Here is a 16,314-nt window from a genome sequence, read left to right as displayed (position 1 = left end):
GCGAGGCGAACCGTACGGGACCGAGTGGCCGATTCTGTCGGTTCGTCCTGCGCGGGAGGCCTGGCGTGCCTGTTGTGAACCGAGCCCGGCACGGTCATCCGACCAGGTCCCGAACGCCCTGCATGAGTCGCGGTTTCGGACATGGAGCCCTCTCGATGAACCAGTTCGGAGACACAGCGTGCAGCGCAAACAAACTGTCAACTCCCGTCCAGAAGTGGACAGTTATCAGGCCAGCAACCCTACGCCACAGACCCCTATGTGACGTAATCAGATCACCACGGAAACGGAACCTTCACTTGCCGAAACGATTCCCTGGTGACACTCCCCCGCCGACCCCCTGACCGGAATCGGGGTGAGCGACCCTTTTGCACCCTTCGACACCGCTTCCTCGGAGAACGTCAACCTCGGTCACTCACACAACAGTTGACGTCACCCGAACGGACAGACAGCGCGGCTCTTCGACCATCATGGGTCAGCCCCGGACACGCCGACCCCGCGAACCCCGCCCGCCCCTACGGTCCATGCATCGGACGGACCGGCCGGGGCCGGTCCGTCGCAACGGCTACCGAAGGGGAGGACGCCGCCATGGCGAGCGTGGAAGTGTCACTGAAGGAAATGATGGCCGGGGTCGAGGGGGCGATGGGCGCCGCCGTCGTCGACTACACCAGCGGGATGGCGCTGGGAACGCTGGGCGGGGGCAAGGACCTCGACCTGACGATCGCCGCGGCCGGGAACACGGACGTCATCCGGGCCAAGGTGCGCACCATGGAGGAGCTGGGCCTCAAGGGCCGGATCGAGGACATCCTGATCACGCTGGAGAAGCAGTACCACCTCATCCGCCTGATCACCGGGCGCAGCGGTAACGGCCTCTTCCTCTACCTGGTGCTCGACAAGGCCCGCTCGAACCTGGCGATGGCCCGCCACCAGCTCAAGCGGGTCGAGGAACAACTCGAGGTCTAGCGACGACGCGGCGCCCGGGACTTCCTGCGCCCACGATGTGAAAACTTCTTCAAGTGACCACATCAGCATGATCCCAATTCATGCCTGCACCGGGCCACGGGCGGCAAGGATCGGCTGTGCAGGGCCGATGCGGCGGTGTCGCGAGGCGCCGCCGCACCCCGGCGGCCCCACCCCACCCGACCCGGCAGAGAGCGAGCTGTCATGCAAGTCCCCCTGTACCAGGCCAAGGCGGACTTCTTCCGCATGCTCGGGCACCCTGTACGGATCAGGGTCCTGGAACTGCTCCAGCACGGACCGGTCCCGGTGCGGGACCTGCTCGCCGACATCGAGATCGAGCCGTCCAGCCTCTCCCAGCAACTGGCCGTGCTGCGCCGGTCCGGCATCGTGGTCTCCATCCGGGAGGGATCCACCGTCAGCTACGCCCTGGCCGGCGGCGATGTCGCGGAACTCCTGCGCGCGGCCCGCCGCATCCTCACCGAACTGCTGGACGGGCAGAACGTCCTGCTCGCCGAACTGCGGCAGGCCGACGCGCACGTCCGGCCGGTGTCCGCCGACAGCCGCGGCTGAGCCGCGCCCGGATGTGCCCCGCCCACATGTGCCGCGCCCGGATGTGCCGCGCGCGGTCCGGGCGTAGGCTGGGCGGGTACTTCCGGACCGCGCCCCGAGGGCGTGCATTCGTCGGTCCCGCGTGCCCGGACCTCTGTGTCGCCGGGGCGCACCCCGAGCGAGCGGAGGACAAGCGATGGGGACAGTCACCACGGGCGACGGCACCACTCTCTTCTACAAGGACTGGGGCCCGCGCGACGGGCAGCCGATCGTCTTCCACCACGGATGGCCGCTGAGCGCCGACGACTGGGACAACCAGATGTTGTTCTTCCTGTCGCACGGCTACCGCGTCATCGCCCACGACCGCCGTGGCCACGGCCGCTCCACCCAGACCGCCGGCGGCCACGACATGGACACCTACAGCGACGACGTGATCGCGCTCGCGGCGGCGCTCGATCTGCGGGACGCCGTGCACATCGGCCACTCCACCGGCGGCGGCGAGGTCACCCGCTACGTGGCCCGCGCCGAACCGGGCCGGGTCGCCAAGGCCGTGCTGGTCGGCGCCGTACCGCCCCTCATGCTCAAGACGGACGCCAACCCGGGCGGCCTGCCCATGGAGGTCTTCGACGGCTTCCGCGCCGGAGTGGCCGGCAATCGCTCCCAGTTCTTCATCGACGTGCCCTCGGGACCGTTCTACGGCTTCAACCGCCCCGGCGCGCAGGTGTCCCAGGGCATGATCGACAACTGGTGGCGGCAGGGCATGATGGGCGCGGCCAACGCCCACTACGAATGCGTCAAGGCGTTCTCCGAGACCGACTTCACCGAGGACCTCCGGCAGATCGAGGTACCGGTCCTCGTCGCCCACGGCACCGACGACCAGGTCGTCCCGTACGAGGACTCGGCGCCGCTGACCGTGCAACTCCTCAAGAACGGCACCCTCAAGAGCTACGAGGGCCTTCCCCACGGCATGCTCACCACCCGCCCCGAGGTCCTCAACCCCGACATCCTGGAGTTCGTACGGTCCTGACGGCGTCCGGTGCGGCACACGAAAAGGGCCTTCACGGACTCTCGTCCGCGAAGGCCCTTCGCAGCGTCGGGACGACAGGATTTGAACCTGCGACCCCTTGACCCCCAGTCAAGTGCGCTACCAAGCTGCGCCACGTCCCGCTGCGGAGTCACGCGGTGGGTTTCCGCGTGATCACGCAGGTCAACACTACCGCACGCGTACGGGTGCTGCCGCCGGCCGCTCCGTGGCCGGGGTGGTGACGCGGTTCGTGCGGCGGACCGGGACGAGGAGCGCGGCTCCGGCGGCGGTCAGGCAGAACAGGGTGAGCAGGGCCCAGGCGTGGGTGTAGCCGGAGGCGTAGGGCAGTCCGGAGGGCTGGAGCCGGCCGGTGACCAGGACGCTGGTGAGCGCGGCACCGATGGAGCCGCCGATGGTGCGGATGTTGGCGTTCATACCGGTCGCGGCGCCGGTCTGCTCGGGCGGCACGCTGCCGACGATGAGGTTGGCCATCGAGGCGAAGGCCAGGCCGATGCCGAGGCCGAACAGGCCCGCGACGACACCGATCTGCCACCGCTCGTCATGCCAGAGGGTCAGGAAGCCGCAGGCCAGTGCACCGAGCGCGGCGCCCGCGGTGAGCTGCGCCTTGGCGCCGACGCGGGGTTCGAGGCGGCCGCCGAGGATGCCGGAGAGGAACATGGCGATGAGCATCGGCAGCATGAGCAGGCCGGACTCGGTGACGGTCGCGCCGAAGCCGTAACCGGCCGAGCCGGGGGTCTGGACGAAGCCGGGCAGGAAGGACCAGATCGCGTACATGCCGGCGCCGAAGAGCAGGGCGGCCGCGTTGGTGGTCCAGACGGCGGGCAGCCGCATCACGCGCAGGTCGATCAGCGGGTTGGCCGAGCGGGACTCGGTCAGCAGCCAGACGGCGAACAGGACGACGGCGAGGCCGAACAGGCCGAGCACCTTCGCCGAGCCCCAGCCCCACTGCCCGGCCTGGCTCAGCGGCAGCAGCAGCGCCACCAGCCAGGCGGAGAGCAGCCCGGCGCCGAGCCAACTGACGCTGCCCTCGGCCCTCTTGGGCGACTCGGGGACGTAGCGCGCGGCGATGAGGACGGTCAGGGCGACGACGGCGACCGGGATCCAGAACAGCCAGCGGTAGTCGAGCGCCGAGACGATGGGACCGGCGGCCACGATGCCGACGCCGCCGCCGGCCGCGATCACCGCGGACAGGTTGCTGATGCTGCCGCTGACCTCGCCCGGGGCGAACTCGTCCCGGATGATGCCGAAGGAGAGCGGGAACAGGGCACCGCCGATGCCCTGGACGACCCGGGCGACGATCAGGACGCCGATGTTCGGCGCGAGGGCGGCGACCAGGCAGCCGGCCAGGACGGCCAGCAGGACGGCGACCAGGGTGCGCTTCTTGCCGACCAGGTCGCCGACGCGGCCGAGTATCGGGGTGAAGACCGAGGCGGACAGCAGGTATGCCGTCATCACCCAGGTCGCGGTGGACTGCGAGGTGTGCAGGGCGTGCTGGACGGTCGGCAGGGCCGGTGCGACCAGCGACTGGAGCATGGAGAACACGCCGGCACCGGTCGCGAGGACCGCGAAGGTGAGGCGGGTGGACTTCCGGGGCATGAAGGACCTCTCCGAGATCGGAACGGAGGGAAGGGCGAGGGAGATGTCGGTGAGCGTGCGGGGAGGGGACACCCGGCCGCGTCCGGCCATGGCGGTGCCGCTCCGCACTGCTAAAGTGGAGGTACCCCTCCACTCTACTGGAGGCAACCCTCCGCTTCAACCGAAGTCGAGGAACCCCTCCGGTTCACCTCGGTCCCCCAGGAGGCAGCAGTGACGACCGCCGGCCCTTTCCCCGTCAGTGAGATCGTCGCGTCCCGCAGACCGCACCGTAAGGACGCGGCCCGCAACTACGACGCGCTGATCACGGCCGCCCGCGAGGCCTTCGCCGAGCACGGCGCGGACGTCTCCCTGGAGGACGTCGCCCGCCGCGCGGGGGTCGGCATCGGCACCCTCTACCGGAACTTCCCGACCCGCCGCGACCTCTTCGAGAGCGTCTACGCGGACGAGGTCAACGCCCTGTGCGCGGCGGCCGTGGAGCTGTCCGCGCTGGAGCCGTGGGAGGCGCTGACATCCTGGCTCAACCGCTTCACCGGCTACATGGTCACCAAGCGCGCGGTCCGCGAGGCCCTCAACGACGAGTCGGAGATCTTCTCGGCCTGCCGGGACTCGATGTACGCGGCCGGCGGCCCACTGCTGGAGCGGGCCCAGAAGGAGGGCGTGGTCCGCACCGACATGGAGATCGGCGACCTGCTGCGGATGGTCTCGGGCATCGCGGCGACGGCCTTCGAGGACACCACCCAGCGCGACCGCGTGATGGGCATCGCCCTCGACGGCGTACGAACGGTGCGGTAGCGCCCCTTCAGGGGCGCGGGGCTGTATCAATACGCGGCTCCGCCGCGTGGGCGCGACCAGCCCCCGCCGCCCCTCGGCTCACCACTCAGCCGAAGTCACCGCACTGAACAGACCTGCCCTCATGAGCCGCCCGCAGCACACCCAACGCGTCCGCCTCCGTGACGGCCCTCGGATTGGCATACGCCTGCCCCGCAACCTGCCCAGCGGCCACAGCCAAGTCCGCTTCCTTCAGACCGAGTTCGGCCAGCGAACGGGGTGCACCGAGCCCACCGGCCAACTCCTGCAGCGCACCCGGCGCCCAGTCCGCCCCCAGCGCACGCGCCACCGCGGCGGCAGCCTCCGGCACGGCCGCCGCGTTGAAGGCGAGCGCGTACGGCAGCACGACGGTGTGCGTCTCAGCGTGCGGCAGCCCGAACGTGCCGCCGAGGACATGGCAGAGCTTGTGGTGCAGGCCCATGGTGGTGGCGCCGAGGCAGGCCCCGCACAGCCAGGCGCCGTACAGGGCGCGGGCGCGGGCCGGTACGGCCTCGGGCGCGGCGGCGATCTCGGGCAGCGCGCCCGCCATCGCCCGGACGCCCTCCTCGGCCATCAGGGCGACCAGCGGCGAGCCGTCGGGGGCGTACAGCGCCTCGACGGCGTGGGCGAGGGCGTTGATCCCGCTGGTCACCGAGAGCGGGACCGGCAGGGAGAGGGTGAGCTCGGGGTCGTAGACGACGCTGCGGGGCAGTACGACGGGGTCGCGGCCGGTGCGTTTGGCGCCGTGCTCGGTCAGGCCCCAGACCGGGGTCATCTCGGAACCGGCGTAGGTGGAGGGCACCGCGATCAGCGGCAGGCCGGTGCGCAGGGCGATGGCCTTGCCGAGGCCGATGGCCGAGCCGCCGCCCACGGCGACGCAGCCGTCGGCGCCCGCGGCCCGGGCCGCCTCGACGCCCCGCTCGGCGACCTCGACGGGAACGTGCATCCGGGCCCCGGTGTGCAGGCCCGCGCAGTCCGGGCCGAGCGAGTCGGCGACCGCCCGCGCGGTGTCCGCGCCGCGCTCGCCGCTGAGCACCAGCAGCCGCCGCAGCCCGAGGTGCCGGGCCTCCTCGGCGGTCGCGGTCAGCGCGGCACCGGGGCGGAAGACGACCCTGGCGGGCCTCGTCTCGTGAACGAAGTCGAAGCCGGAGAGGGCGGAGAGGTCGGAGAGGTCGGAGGGGCTCACGAGCGCTCCAGTACGAGATCGAAGCGGGCGTGCCGGAACGGGTTCGGCACGCCGAACTCCGCGGCCAGGGACGGGTCGTCGGTCGGTGCGAAGTCCTTCACCAGGCTCTCCTTGACCGCGAACACCGCGTCCGAGTCCAGGTAGTCGCCGCCGGCCACGAAGATGTGCGTGGTGACCGGCTGGTGTCCCTCGGCGGAGACGATGAAGTGGATGTGGGCGGGCCGGTAGGGATGCCGGCCGGTGGCCTTCAGCAGGGCGCCCACCGGGCCGTCGGTGGGGATCGGATAGGCGCTGGGTACGCAGGTGCGGAACCAGAAGCGGCCCTCGGCGTCGGCCGTGAACAGGCCGCGGCCGTTGCCCGGCGGCTGGACGTCGGGCTGCTGCACGTCGTAGAAGCCCCGCGGGTCGGCCTGCCACACGTCCAAGGCCGCGCCGGGCAGCGGGGTGCCGTCGGCGGCGCGGACGACACCGCTGACCACGCAGGGTTCGCCGCCGCCCACCAGGTCGATGTCGGCGCCGAGCGCGCGCACCGGGGACTCGGTCATGTGGAAGGGGCCGAGCACGGTCGACTCGGTGCTGCCGGGGTCGCTGTGCCCGTTGACGGTCTCGACGAGCATCGACAGCCCGAGGACGTCGGAGAGCAGGATGAACTCCTGCCGGGTGTCCGTGCAGGTCTGGCCGGTCGCGGTGAGGAACTCGACCGCCGTCTCCCACTCGCGCTGGGTCAGCCGGGTCTCCCGCGCGAAGGCGTGCAGATGGCGGATGAGCGAGGTGAGGAGTTCGCGCAGCCGGGGGTCGTCGGTACCGCCCAGACTGCCGACGGCCTCCGCGGTGACCGCGTCTTCGGTTGTCATACCGGCTCCTTGCCCGGAGGAACAGTGACCATGAGTGATCGTAAACCCGTTCACCGTTCAATGAACCGGATCAATCGCCGGAACCGCCGCCGGTTCTACTTGATGAGCGCGTTGGCGATCACCACGATCACCCCGAGACACGCGTCCACCATGCCGATGAGTACGGCGGCCGGCCAACTCCGTCTGGACCAGCGGGCGGTGACCAGCCCGAGGCCGAACAGGATGACGATGTTCAGGGCGAACGCCGGGTACTCGACGCCCTTCGGCGGCCACCAGCCCCAGCCGGCGCCCGCGAGCAGGAAGACGGTGGGCAGGACGGCCACCACCAGCGGCCATTCGTCGGCCAGGGTGCGCAGCACGTCCCAGCGGCGGTGCGGGGCGCGCTCGGCGATGTAGTGGGCGTAGCCGTGTGCCAGGGCGGAGGCGCAGGCGGTGACCACCAGCCAGAGGGCGTCGTAGCGGCGGCTGGCGGCGGAGGTGTGGCCGTACTGGGTGAGCGCGGCCACCATCGAGCAGGCCAGCACGGCGCCGTAGACCCCGCCGAACAGGACGGCCTCACGGGTGTCGTGCGCGCGTGGCTGGGCGACGGTCGCCGTGGAGTCGGCCATGCCCTCCACGATCACCCCGGGCGGGCCCGCCCGCCAGTCCGGGCGGCCCGACGAAGTGTCCTCCGACCAGGCCGGATGCCGCACACACTGTCCACGGCCGAGGGCCCGCCGGGATCGCTAGGGTCGCCGTATGACGACGCACAGCTTCGCCCTGCACATCCCCGACGCCGAGCTCGAACCCGACCCGCTCGACCCGGCGCAGATCGTCTCCGGCACGCCCGAGGTCACCGGGAAGGTGGTGTGGGAGTCGGCCGACGGGAAGCAGCTCCGCGGGATCTGGCAGATCACCCCGGGGGTGGTCACCGACACCGAGGCGGACGAGCTGTTCGTGGTGGTCAGCGGCTCGGCGACGATCGAGGTCGAGGGCGGGCCGACGTTCACGGTGGGCCCCGGCGACATGGCCGTCCTGCGCGCGGGCGACCGTACGACCTGGACGGTACACGAGACGCTGCGCAAGGCGTACGCGATCAACCTGTGACCGCGGGCCCGTGAGCGCCGACCTGTGACCTCCGGACCGGGACCGCGGGACCGGGACCGCTAGATCGGGACCGCCGGACCGGGACCGCGGGACCAGAACCGCCGGACCGGGACCGCCGGACCAGAACCGCGGGACCAGAACCGCCGGACCGGGACCGCCGGACCAGAACCGCGGGACCAGAACCGCCGGACCGGGACCGCCGGACCAGGACCGTCTTCAGCGTGCCGTTGGCATGTTGTACGGCGTGACCACCTGGATCGCCGACGGCAGGCTCGGGCCCGCCGGGGGCAGCGCGCCCTGGGCGCGCATCACCAGGTGGCACGCCTCCCGCATGTCCTGGCGCAGGTCGTGGTGGAGGACGGCGGACAGGCGGTGCTCGCGCAGCAGCCGGGTGTTGTCGTGGTCGAGGTCGTGGGCGACGAACACGGCGCACTCCCGGCCCAGTTCGGCGAAGGCGCGCAGGGTGGCGATGTTGCCGCCGCCGATCGAGTAGACCGCGCGGATCTCCGGGTCGCGTTCCAGGGCGGCGCGGACCAGGTCGTACTGGGTGGCGTCCAGCCCCTGCCCCTCCGCGATCTCCACCAGCGCGCGTTCGGGGTGGGTGGCCCGCATGACGCTGCGGAAGCCCATCTCGCGCTCCTCCTCGTTGCGGAAGAAGCCGCTGCTGAGGCTGGTGAGGACGTTGCCGGGCCGGTCGCCGAGCCACTGGCCCATGAGATAGGCGGCGGTGGCGCCGGCCGCCCGGTTGTCGCTGCCGACGTAGGCGAGCCGGCCGCTGGCGGGCAGGTCGGTGACCAGGGTGACGACCGGTATCTCCGCCGAGCGCAGGCGGCCGACGGCGGCGGTGACCTCGGGGACGTCCGGCGCCTTGAGGATCACCCCCTGCGAGCCCCGCCGGGCGATCCGGTCCAGGGTCCCCACCAGTTCCTCCACCGGACCGGTCTCCCGGAAGTGGAACCGGGAGCGCACCACCGCCGGGTGCAGCGAGGGCAGCTCGGCCTCCAGCGCGCCGCGCACGGCCGTGGTGAACCGGTCGGGCGCCTGCATCACGATGTCGACCATGAAGGTACGGCCCACCAGCCGGACCTGGGTGCGCTGCCGGTCCAGATCGGCGATCGCCTGCCGCACCTCGCGCACGGTGCTCTCCCGCACCCCGCCCCGCCCGTTCAGCACACGGTCCACGGTGGCCTCGCTGAGACCTGCCTGTCGTGCGATCTCACGGATCGGGAAGGGATGGCCCACGGCCTGGCTCCTTGAGGGGTTTTTGATGGCTCGCTGCTGGTTGTTCGAGGGGTTTGTGCTGACAAGAATGACAGAGCCCGGCCGCTCACGTGGCCGTGCCCCCCGGCCTTGACCGTGGCCGTGACCGTGACCGAAAGAAGGACACCGATGTCCCTCGCCGCCGAACAGGGCCGTGCCTGGCTCTCGCAGCAGGACTGCGACCTCGACACCTTCCGCGCACTGGTCGAGCGGACCACCGACCCGGCCGACTACCCGCACGCCACGTCCGTCGAGGAGAACGTCCTCGTCTACGACAGCGAGCGGCTGCGCACCGCCGAGGCGCCCCACGCGGTGCGCACCGAACTCGTCCGTGCCCTCACCGACGGCCCCGGTGTCGTCGTCTTCAAGGGCGCGTTCCCGGACCCGAAGGTCGTCGACCGGGCCACCGCGGTGTTCGAGGCGCTGATCAAGGAGCAGAACGAGTCCGGTGCGAAGGCCGGCGACCACTTCGCGAAGCCGGGCGCCAACGAACGGGTCTGGAACGCCCTGGAGAAGGCCGCGCTCTACGACCCGGAGGCGTTCGCCGACTACTACGCCAACGACATCGTGGCCCTGGTCTCGCACGCCTGGCTGGGCCCCGGCTACCAGATCACCTCGCAGGTCAACGTGGTCAACCCGGGCGGCGCGGCCCAGCTCCCGCACCGCGACTACCACCTCGGCTTCCTCTCCGACGAGACGGCGGCGGCCTACCCGGCGCATGTGCACCGCCTCTCCCCCGTGCTGACCCTGCAGGGCGCGGTCGCGCACAGCGACATGCCGGTGGAGTCGGGCCCGACGATGTACCTGCCGTACTCGCAGACCTACGAGCCGGGCTATCTCGCCTGGCGGCGGCCGGAGTTCCGGGACTACTTCAAGGCCCGGCACGTGCAGCTGCCCCTCGCCAAGGGGGACGCGGCCTTCTTCAACCCGGCGGTGTTCCACGGCGCCGGCACCAACCGGACCGTCGACGTCCGCCGGATGGCCAACCTGCTCCAGGTGTCCTCGGCCTTCGGGCGGGCGATGGAGAGCGTGGACCGGGAGGCGGTGGCCAACGCGGTCTACCCGGTGCTGCGCCGGCGCCGGTCGGAGGGGGCGGCCGAGGCGTGGCTGGAGCACGTCATCGCCGCGAGCGCCGAGGGCTACCCGTTCCCGACCAACCTGGACAGCGACCCGCCGGTCGACGGCATGGCGCCGCCCTCCCAGGCGGACCTGGTGCGGCGGGCGCTGCGCGAGGGCTGGCAGACGCGAACGCTGCGGGACGAGCTGCGGGCGGCCGCCGCCCGGCGTGAGAGCTGAAGGGCCGGGTCTTCCATGGGACTTCTCGACGGCAAGGTCGTCCTCGTCAACGGCGGCAGCCAGGGCGTCGGCGCGGCCATCGCGCGGGCCGCGGCCCGCGAGGGCGCGACCGTGGCCGTGACCGGCCGCCGCCCGGAGCCGGGCGAGGCGCTGGTGGCGGAGCTGGCCGCGGCCGGCGGCACCGCGCGGTACGTCCGGGCCGACCTCTCCGACGCCGAGCAGGCCAGGTCCTCGGTGGCCGAGGTGATCGAGGCGTACGGCCGGATCGACTGCCTGGTCAACTCGGCGGGGCTCACCTCCCGGGGCACCCTGCTGGACACCACGCCCGAGCTGTTCGACGAGCACATCGCGATCAACCTCAAGGGGCCGTTCTTCGCGATGCAGGCGGCGGTCGCCGACATGGTCGCGCGCAAGGAGCCCGGCACGATCGTCAACATCATCACCTCGTCGGCGCACGGCGGGCAGCCGTTCCTCGCGCCGTACGTCGCCGCGAAGGCCGGGCTGATCGGCCTGACCCGCAACGCCGCGCACGCCCACCGGTGGGACCGGGTGCGGATCAACGGCCTGAACATCGGCTGGACGGCGACGGAGGGGGAGGACGCGACACAGCGGGCGTTCCACGGGGCGGGGGACGGCTGGCGGGAGGAGGCGGCCGCCAGGTTGCCGATGGGGAAGCTGGGGCAGCCGGACGAGATCGCCGACTTCGTGGTCTTTCTGCTGTCGGAGCGGTCGGGGGTGGTGACCGGGTCGGTGATCGACTGGGATCAGAACGTGTTGGGGGGTCTCGACTAAGTATTTGCCGCGGTTTGTTGTCAGTCGTCTGCGACTGCTTCGTGGCTGGTCGCGCAGTTCCCCGCGCCCCTTCGGGGCACGTCAATCTCAAGGAGTTACACCCCTATGCGTATGGGAATTCTTGGTCTCGGGCGCATCGGTGCCTTCCACGCCGAGACCCTCTCCGGACTCGACTCCGTCGAGTCGCTCGTCTTCACCGATCCGTTCGCGGACGCGGCCAAGGCCGCCGCCGAGAAGTTCGGGGCCGAGGTCGTGGACTCGCCGGAGGCGCTGCTGGCGGCCGGGGTGGACGGCATCGTGGTGGCCGCCGCGACCGACGCCCATCCCGCGCTGATCCTGGCCGGTGTCGAGGCGGGCATCCCGGTGTTCTGCGAGAAGCCCGTCGCCAAGCACATGAGTGACGGCGTCGAGGTGCTGAAGGCCGTCCAGGGCAGGGGCGTGCCGATCCAGATCGGTTACAACCGGCGCTTCGACGCGGGCTTCGTCGCCGCGCGGGACGCCGTGCGGAGCGGTGAGCTCGGCAAGCTGCACACCGTGCGCTCCACGACCCTGGACCCGGCCCCGCCGCCGGCCGCGTACGTGGCCGTCTCCGGTGGCATCTTCCGGGACTGTTCCGTGCACGACTTCGACATCATCCGCTGGGTGACCGGCCGTGAGGTCACCGAGGTGTACGCGGTCGGCGGCAACCGGGGCGCCGACTACATCAAGGAGGCGGGCGACGCCGACACCACCGGCGCGATCCTCACCCTGGACGACGGCACCATCGCGGTGGTCTCCAACTCCCGGCACAACGCCCGGGGTTACGACGTCCGGATGGAGATCCACGGTTTCCAGGACTCGATCGCCGTCGGCCTGGAGGACAAGCTTCCGCTGCGCTCGGTCGAGCCGGGCGTGACCTTCCCCGCGGGCACCCCGCACGACTTCTTCATGGACCGCTTCACGGCCGCCTACCGCGCCGAGCTGACCGCGTTCACCGAGGTCGTCGCCGGTACCCGGCCCTCCCCCTGCACGGTCGAGGACGCCCTGGAAGCGGGCTGGATCGCCGAGGCCTGCACCCTGTCCCTGCGCGAGCACCGTCCGGTGACGATCGCGGAGGTGCGCGGAGCCTGACCCCGCGCACGGCGGCGGGGCGGGCCGCCGGGACCGAGCACGCGGTCCCGGCGTCCCGCCCCGCCGCCCTTTTTCGTCACACGGCCCGCAGCCCGTCCACGATCAGCCCGAGGATCCGCGCCGCCCGCGCCGTGGCGTCGCCGCGCGCCGGGTCGATCCGCCACAACACGCTGAGCTGGAGGAGGACGTCCTCCGGATCGATGCCGGGCTTGACCGTGCCGTCCGCCGCGCCCGCGTCGAGCAGCACGGAGATGGCCTGCACGAACGGCCCGTACATCGGGTCGTCGGCGCCGCCGCCGGTCGCCGCGTGGATGATCTCGGAGACGCCGAACTTGAGCCGGCCGTAGCGGGCGACCTCGTCGAACCAGCGGCGCAGGGCCTCCAGCGGCGGATGGGCCGCCAGCAGCTCCGGCGCCAGGTCGATGAGGTGCTGGAGATCGTGCCGGTACAGCTCCATGATCAGCGCTTCCCGGGTCGGGAAGTGGCGGTAGAGCGTGCCGATGCCGACGCCGGCCTTGCGGGCGATGGCGGAGAGCGAGGCCGTGGCGGAGACGGCGAGCTCCGCGCGGGCGACGGAGAGGATCCGGTCCCGGTTGTCGCGAGCGTCCTTCCGGACCGGCTTCGAGGGCTGCGGGTTCACGGTGTCAGGCGTCCGTCCGAAGTCGATTGCTATCCGGAGACCCCTCCGGTACGTTGGAGGACGTAGCGGAGGGGTCTCCGTTTCTTTGCCGATTCTGGCACATCCCTGAGCATCCGTGGAGGTCAGTCATGCCCGAACTCGTTCTGGTGACCGGTGGCACCGGGTACATCGCCGGCTGGTGCGTCGCCGAACTGCTGAAGCGCGGTTACGACGTCCGGACGACCGTGCGGGCGCCGGGCCGTGAGCGGGCGGTCGTCGACGCCGTCTCGACCGTCGTCGACCCGGCCGGGCGGCTGGGTTTCGCCGTCGCCGACCTCACCGCCGACGACGGCTGGGAGGAGGCCATGAAGGGCGTCGACCGGGTGCTCCACGTGGCCTCGCCGCTGGGCGTGACCGCGGGCTCGTCCGACCTGGTCACCCCGGCCCGGGACGGCACCCTGCGCGTGCTGCGCGCGGCGACCGGGGAGGGGGTGCGGCGGGTGGTGATGACGTCGGCCGCGAACGCCGCGAGCCCGTCGTCGTACGCCTCGGAGGGGGTCACCGACGAGACGCTGTGGACCGATCCGGAGGATCCGACGCTGATCCCCTACCGGCGGTCGAAGACCCTGGCCGAGCTGGCGGCCTGGGAGTTCATGCGCGGGTACGACGGGCCGACCGAGCTGACCACCGTGCTGCCGGGGGCCGTGTTCGGGCCGGTGCTGGCGGCGGAGACCGCCGGTTCCGTGGGGATCGTCGCCCGGATGCTCTCCGGGGCGATGCCGGGGGTGCCGCGGATCGGGCTGGAGGTGGTGGACGTCCGGGACCTGGTCGACATCCACCTCAGGGCGATGACCGCACCGGCCGCCGCGGGCGAACGCTTCCTCGCCACTGGTGAGTTCGTGTGGATGGCCGACATGGCGCGGGTGCTGCGGGAGGGGCTCGGCGAGCGCGGCCGGCACGTGTCCACCCGCCGGCTGCCCGACTTCGCCGTACGGCTCGCGGCCCGCTTCCGCGACCCCGCGCTGCGCGAGATCACCCCCGCCCTCAGCCGCCGCAACCGCCACAGCACCGAGAAGGCCGCCCGCCTCCTCGACTGGCAACCCCGCCCCGCCCAGGAAACAGTCCTGGCCTGCGCCGAAAGCCTCCTCGCCCATGGCGCGGTCGAACTACCGGCGGCCTAGGCCATAGCGGGCGCGCGAACAGGGCACCGGTCCGGAGCCGCCACAAACCGCGGACTCCCCCGGACCCGCGCGCCTCAGAGGCCGCGGCGCACCGCAGATCCCTCCGGATCCGGGCACCCCACACCCCGCTGCCGACCGCGCCCCGCCCGAGGCCTCGATGGTTCGGAAGCGGACCCCAGCCAAGGCCCCGTCCGGACCCCGGCGCTACAGAGGCCGTAGCGAACCGCCGCCCCGACCGGACTCAAGCGCCTCGGAAACCACCGACCACGCCCCGCCGCGAGCCCCGGCGATCGCAGGCCGCCACCGACCATGGACGCGTGCGGATCCCGACACCCGGCAAACCACCTGCGACCACGGGCCCCGGGTCCGGACCCCGGCCTGTCGGAGGCCGTAGCGAACGCCGCCCCGACCGGACTCAAGGGCCTCGGAAACCGCCGACCACGCCCCGCTGCAAGCCCCGGCTAATCGCGGTCCGCCGCCGACCATGGACGCGTGCGGATCCCGTCACCCGGCAAAGCGCCGCCGACCACGGGCCCCGGGTCCGGACCCCGGCGCCTCAGAGGCCGTAGCGGACCGCGAACTCGTTCGGGTCGTAGGTGTCGCGGTCCGGGTCGTGTGGGACGGCCGGCCGGGTTTCGATCATCTCCTCGGGGCGGATCCGCTCCGGCAGTGCGCCGAAGCGCGCCTTGCGGAGCACCGCGTCGGTCGAGGTCTCCTCGTGGGTCATGCTGGCCTCCCCGTGGTCACGGACGTAACCCGTCGCTTTGGGAACGCGCGCGCCCCGGCGGGTGTTCCCGAACCCGCCGGGGCGCGCGGGGCCGTGCGGATCGCTCCGTCCGGCCCGGGGATGCGGCCTTCAGGCGCCGCAGGACCGCAGGAACTTCCGGGTGCGCACCGCGATGGGCAGCGGCCGGTCCGGCTCGCAGGGGTACATGTCCTGCTCGACGATGGCGAACAGGTCCACGCCCAGCTGCTGCGCCGCCGTCAGCACCGGCCCCAGCTCCGGTACGCCGGCCGGCGGTTCGCACATCACGCCCTGGGCCACGGCCGGCCCGAACGGGGTCCCCTTGGCCTGGACGTCGGCCAGGATCGCCGGGTCCACCTGCTTGAGGTGGAGGTAGCCGATCCGCTCGCCGTACGTCTCGATCAGCTTGACGCTGTCGCCGCCGCAGTAGGCGTAGTGACCGGTGTCCAGGCAGAGGTTGACCAGGTCGGCGTCGGTCGAGTCGAGGAAGCGCTCGACGTGTGCCTCGGTGTCGATGTGGGTGTCGGCGTGCGGGTGGACGACGATGTCCAGGCCGTACGTCTCCTTCACCTCGTGGCCGAGCCGTTCCATGCCCTTGGTGAGGTGGGCCCACTGCTCGCCGGTCAGCTCCTGCGGCTCCAGGATCTCGGCGGTCTTGTCGTCCCGCCAGAAGGAGGGGATGACCACCAGGTGCTCGGCGCCCATCGCCTGGGTGAGCGCGGCGACCTGGCTGACGTGCTCCCAGGTGGACTCCCAGACGGCGGGCCCCCGGTGCATGCCGGTGAAGACGGTGCCGGCGGAGACCTTGAGGTCGCGCCTGGCGATCTCGTCGGTCAGGCGGGCGGGGTCGGTGGGGAGGTAGCCGTAGGGGCCGAGTTCGATCCAGGAGTAGCCGGCCTCGGCGACCTCGTCCAGGAAGCGTTCCCAGGGGACCTGCTGGGGGTCGTCCGGGAACCAGACGCCCCAGGAGTCGGGAGCGGAGCCGACCCGGATGCGGTCGAGCGGGGTGGCCATGTCAGGACTTTCCTTCCGGACCGGTCGCCACGGGTGCGGTGAGGTCCTCCTCTTCGGGGAGTTCCTCGGTGTCTACGCCGCGGACCTGGGACAGCTCGTGCTTGAGGGCCGCGAGCTCGGCACCGCCGGCCATGTGGTTGGTCAGTTCCTCCAGGGTGATCTCGCTGCGTTCGGCGCTCAGTTCGAGGGTGCCGAGGCGCAGGACGCTGAAGTGGTC

17 protein-coding genes, 1 tRNA gene and 1 pseudogene are annotated in these 16,314 nt (G+C 71.8%); 9 read left to right on the top strand and 10 right to left on the bottom strand.

What is annotated here, in order from left to right; genetic code table 11:
• The first annotated feature begins 585 nt into the window (after nt 1-585).
• From ACGFZS_RS47870 to ACGFZS_RS47860, 3 genes are all read left to right on the top strand, one after another.
• Nucleotides 586-960, top strand: coding sequence for a hypothetical protein (locus ACGFZS_RS47870; protein WP_355717992.1), 375 nt, complete (start codon nt 586-588; stop codon nt 958-960).
• 201 nt (nt 961-1,161) lie between these two features.
• Nucleotides 1,162-1,527, top strand: coding sequence for an ArsR/SmtB family transcription factor (locus ACGFZS_RS47865; RefSeq protein ID WP_393800514.1), 366 nt, complete (start codon nt 1,162-1,164; stop codon nt 1,525-1,527).
• A 175-nt stretch (nt 1,528-1,702) separates the two neighbouring features.
• Nucleotides 1,703-2,533: an alpha/beta fold hydrolase gene (locus ACGFZS_RS47860; RefSeq protein ID WP_393800513.1), complete on the top strand. Its 831-nt coding sequence runs from the start codon at nt 1,703-1,705 to the stop codon at nt 2,531-2,533.
• Between the two features lie 66 nt (nt 2,534-2,599).
• Here ACGFZS_RS47860 and ACGFZS_RS47855 read toward each other — a convergent pair.
• Both ACGFZS_RS47855 and ACGFZS_RS47850 read right to left on the bottom strand, forming a co-directional pair.
• Nucleotides 2,600-2,673: transfer RNA gene (locus ACGFZS_RS47855), tRNA-Pro, on the bottom strand.
• A gap of 46 nt (nt 2,674-2,719) precedes the next feature.
• The gene (locus tag ACGFZS_RS47850) at nt 2,720-4,147 is read right to left on the bottom strand and encodes an MFS transporter (protein WP_393800561.1); all 1,428 of its coding nucleotides are present in this window, start codon (nt 4,145-4,147) and stop codon (nt 2,720-2,722) included.
• A gap of 210 nt (nt 4,148-4,357) precedes the next feature.
• On the opposite strand from ACGFZS_RS47850, the gene ACGFZS_RS47845 reads away from it, so the two are divergent.
• Entirely contained in the window at nt 4,358-4,939 is a 582-nt protein-coding gene (locus ACGFZS_RS47845) for a TetR/AcrR family transcriptional regulator (RefSeq protein ID WP_393800512.1), read from the top strand.
• A gap of 85 nt (nt 4,940-5,024) precedes the next feature.
• Here the strand turns inward: ACGFZS_RS47845 and ACGFZS_RS47840 are convergent, their stop codons facing one another.
• From ACGFZS_RS47840 to ACGFZS_RS47830, 3 genes are all read right to left on the bottom strand, one after another.
• Nucleotides 5,025-6,140 (bottom strand): maleylacetate reductase, encoded by a 1,116-nt coding sequence (locus ACGFZS_RS47840; RefSeq protein WP_393800511.1) that lies wholly within the window; start codon nt 6,138-6,140, stop codon nt 5,025-5,027.
• Entirely contained in the window at nt 6,137-6,994 is an 858-nt protein-coding gene (locus ACGFZS_RS47835; RefSeq protein WP_393800510.1) for an intradiol ring-cleavage dioxygenase, read from the bottom strand. Before ACGFZS_RS47835 ends, ACGFZS_RS47840 begins: the two co-directional genes overlap by 4 nt.
• A 95-nt stretch (nt 6,995-7,089) precedes the next feature.
• On the bottom strand, nt 7,090-7,602 hold the full coding sequence (locus tag ACGFZS_RS47830; RefSeq protein ID WP_359218925.1) for a hypothetical protein: 513 nt from the start codon (nt 7,600-7,602) through the stop codon (nt 7,090-7,092).
• Nucleotides 7,603-7,732: 130 nt separating this feature from the next.
• Between ACGFZS_RS47830 and ACGFZS_RS47825 the strand changes: the two genes are divergently transcribed.
• Nucleotides 7,733-8,080: a cupin domain-containing protein gene (locus ACGFZS_RS47825; protein ID WP_393800509.1), complete on the top strand. Its 348-nt coding sequence runs from the start codon at nt 7,733-7,735 to the stop codon at nt 8,078-8,080.
• A 216-nt stretch (nt 8,081-8,296) separates the two neighbouring features.
• On the opposite strand, the gene ACGFZS_RS47820 is transcribed toward ACGFZS_RS47825, so the two are convergent.
• The gene (locus tag ACGFZS_RS47820) at nt 8,297-9,322 is read right to left on the bottom strand and encodes a LacI family DNA-binding transcriptional regulator (protein ID WP_393800508.1); all 1,026 of its coding nucleotides are present in this window, start codon (nt 9,320-9,322) and stop codon (nt 8,297-8,299) included.
• Nucleotides 9,323-9,469: 147 nt separating this feature from the next.
• Here ACGFZS_RS47820 and ACGFZS_RS47815 point away from each other — a divergent pair, with 147 nt between their 5' ends.
• The 3 genes from ACGFZS_RS47815 to ACGFZS_RS47805 all read left to right on the top strand — a co-directional run bounded on the left by ACGFZS_RS47815 (nt 9,470) and on the right by ACGFZS_RS47805 (nt 12,538).
• Nucleotides 9,470-10,636 carry a phytanoyl-CoA dioxygenase family protein gene (locus ACGFZS_RS47815; RefSeq protein ID WP_393800507.1) on the top strand — a complete coding sequence of 389 codons (1,167 nt, stop codon included), beginning with the start codon at nt 9,470-9,472 and terminating at the stop codon, nt 10,634-10,636.
• Nucleotides 10,637-10,651: 15 nt separating this feature from the next.
• Nucleotides 10,652-11,428: an SDR family oxidoreductase gene (locus tag ACGFZS_RS47810; RefSeq protein WP_393800506.1), complete on the top strand. Its 777-nt coding sequence runs from the start codon at nt 10,652-10,654 to the stop codon at nt 11,426-11,428.
• 105 nt (nt 11,429-11,533) lie between these two features.
• Nucleotides 11,534-12,538: a Gfo/Idh/MocA family oxidoreductase gene (locus ACGFZS_RS47805; protein ID WP_393800505.1), complete on the top strand. Its 1,005-nt coding sequence runs from the start codon at nt 11,534-11,536 to the stop codon at nt 12,536-12,538.
• Nucleotides 12,539-12,614: 76 nt separating this feature from the next.
• On the opposite strand, the gene ACGFZS_RS47800 is transcribed toward ACGFZS_RS47805, so the two are convergent.
• Complete coding sequence (locus ACGFZS_RS47800) at nt 12,615-13,178, bottom strand: TetR/AcrR family transcriptional regulator (RefSeq protein ID WP_393800504.1); 564 nt, start codon at nt 13,176-13,178, stop codon at nt 12,615-12,617.
• A 128-nt stretch (nt 13,179-13,306) separates the two neighbouring features.
• Here ACGFZS_RS47800 and ACGFZS_RS47795 point away from each other — a divergent pair, with 128 nt between their 5' ends.
• Complete coding sequence (locus tag ACGFZS_RS47795) at nt 13,307-14,338, top strand: NAD-dependent epimerase/dehydratase family protein (RefSeq protein ID WP_393800503.1); 1,032 nt, start codon at nt 13,307-13,309, stop codon at nt 14,336-14,338.
• 556 nt (nt 14,339-14,894) lie between these two features.
• On the opposite strand, the gene ACGFZS_RS47790 is transcribed toward ACGFZS_RS47795, so the two are convergent.
• The 3 genes and pseudogenes from ACGFZS_RS47790 to ACGFZS_RS47780 all read right to left on the bottom strand — a co-directional run.
• The gene (locus ACGFZS_RS47790; protein ID WP_393800502.1) at nt 14,895-15,065 is read right to left on the bottom strand and encodes a hypothetical protein; all 171 of its coding nucleotides are present in this window, start codon (nt 15,063-15,065) and stop codon (nt 14,895-14,897) included.
• A gap of 129 nt (nt 15,066-15,194) precedes the next feature.
• On the bottom strand, nt 15,195-16,097 hold the full coding sequence (locus ACGFZS_RS47785; RefSeq protein ID WP_393800501.1) for a sugar phosphate isomerase/epimerase family protein: 903 nt from the start codon (nt 16,095-16,097) through the stop codon (nt 15,195-15,197).
• A 1-nt stretch (nt 16,098) separates the two neighbouring features.
• A pseudogene (locus tag ACGFZS_RS47780) lies at nt 16,099-16,314 on the bottom strand (sugar ABC transporter ATP-binding protein); the annotation flags it as partial.

The sequence above is a fragment of the Streptomyces sp. NPDC048288 genome, from assembly GCF_043201555.1.
Classification (GTDB): Bacteria; Actinomycetota; Actinomycetes; order Streptomycetales; family Streptomycetaceae; genus Streptomyces.
Note: the sequence above shows the minus strand (reverse complement) of the source record. Positions and strands in the feature narration are given on the sequence as shown.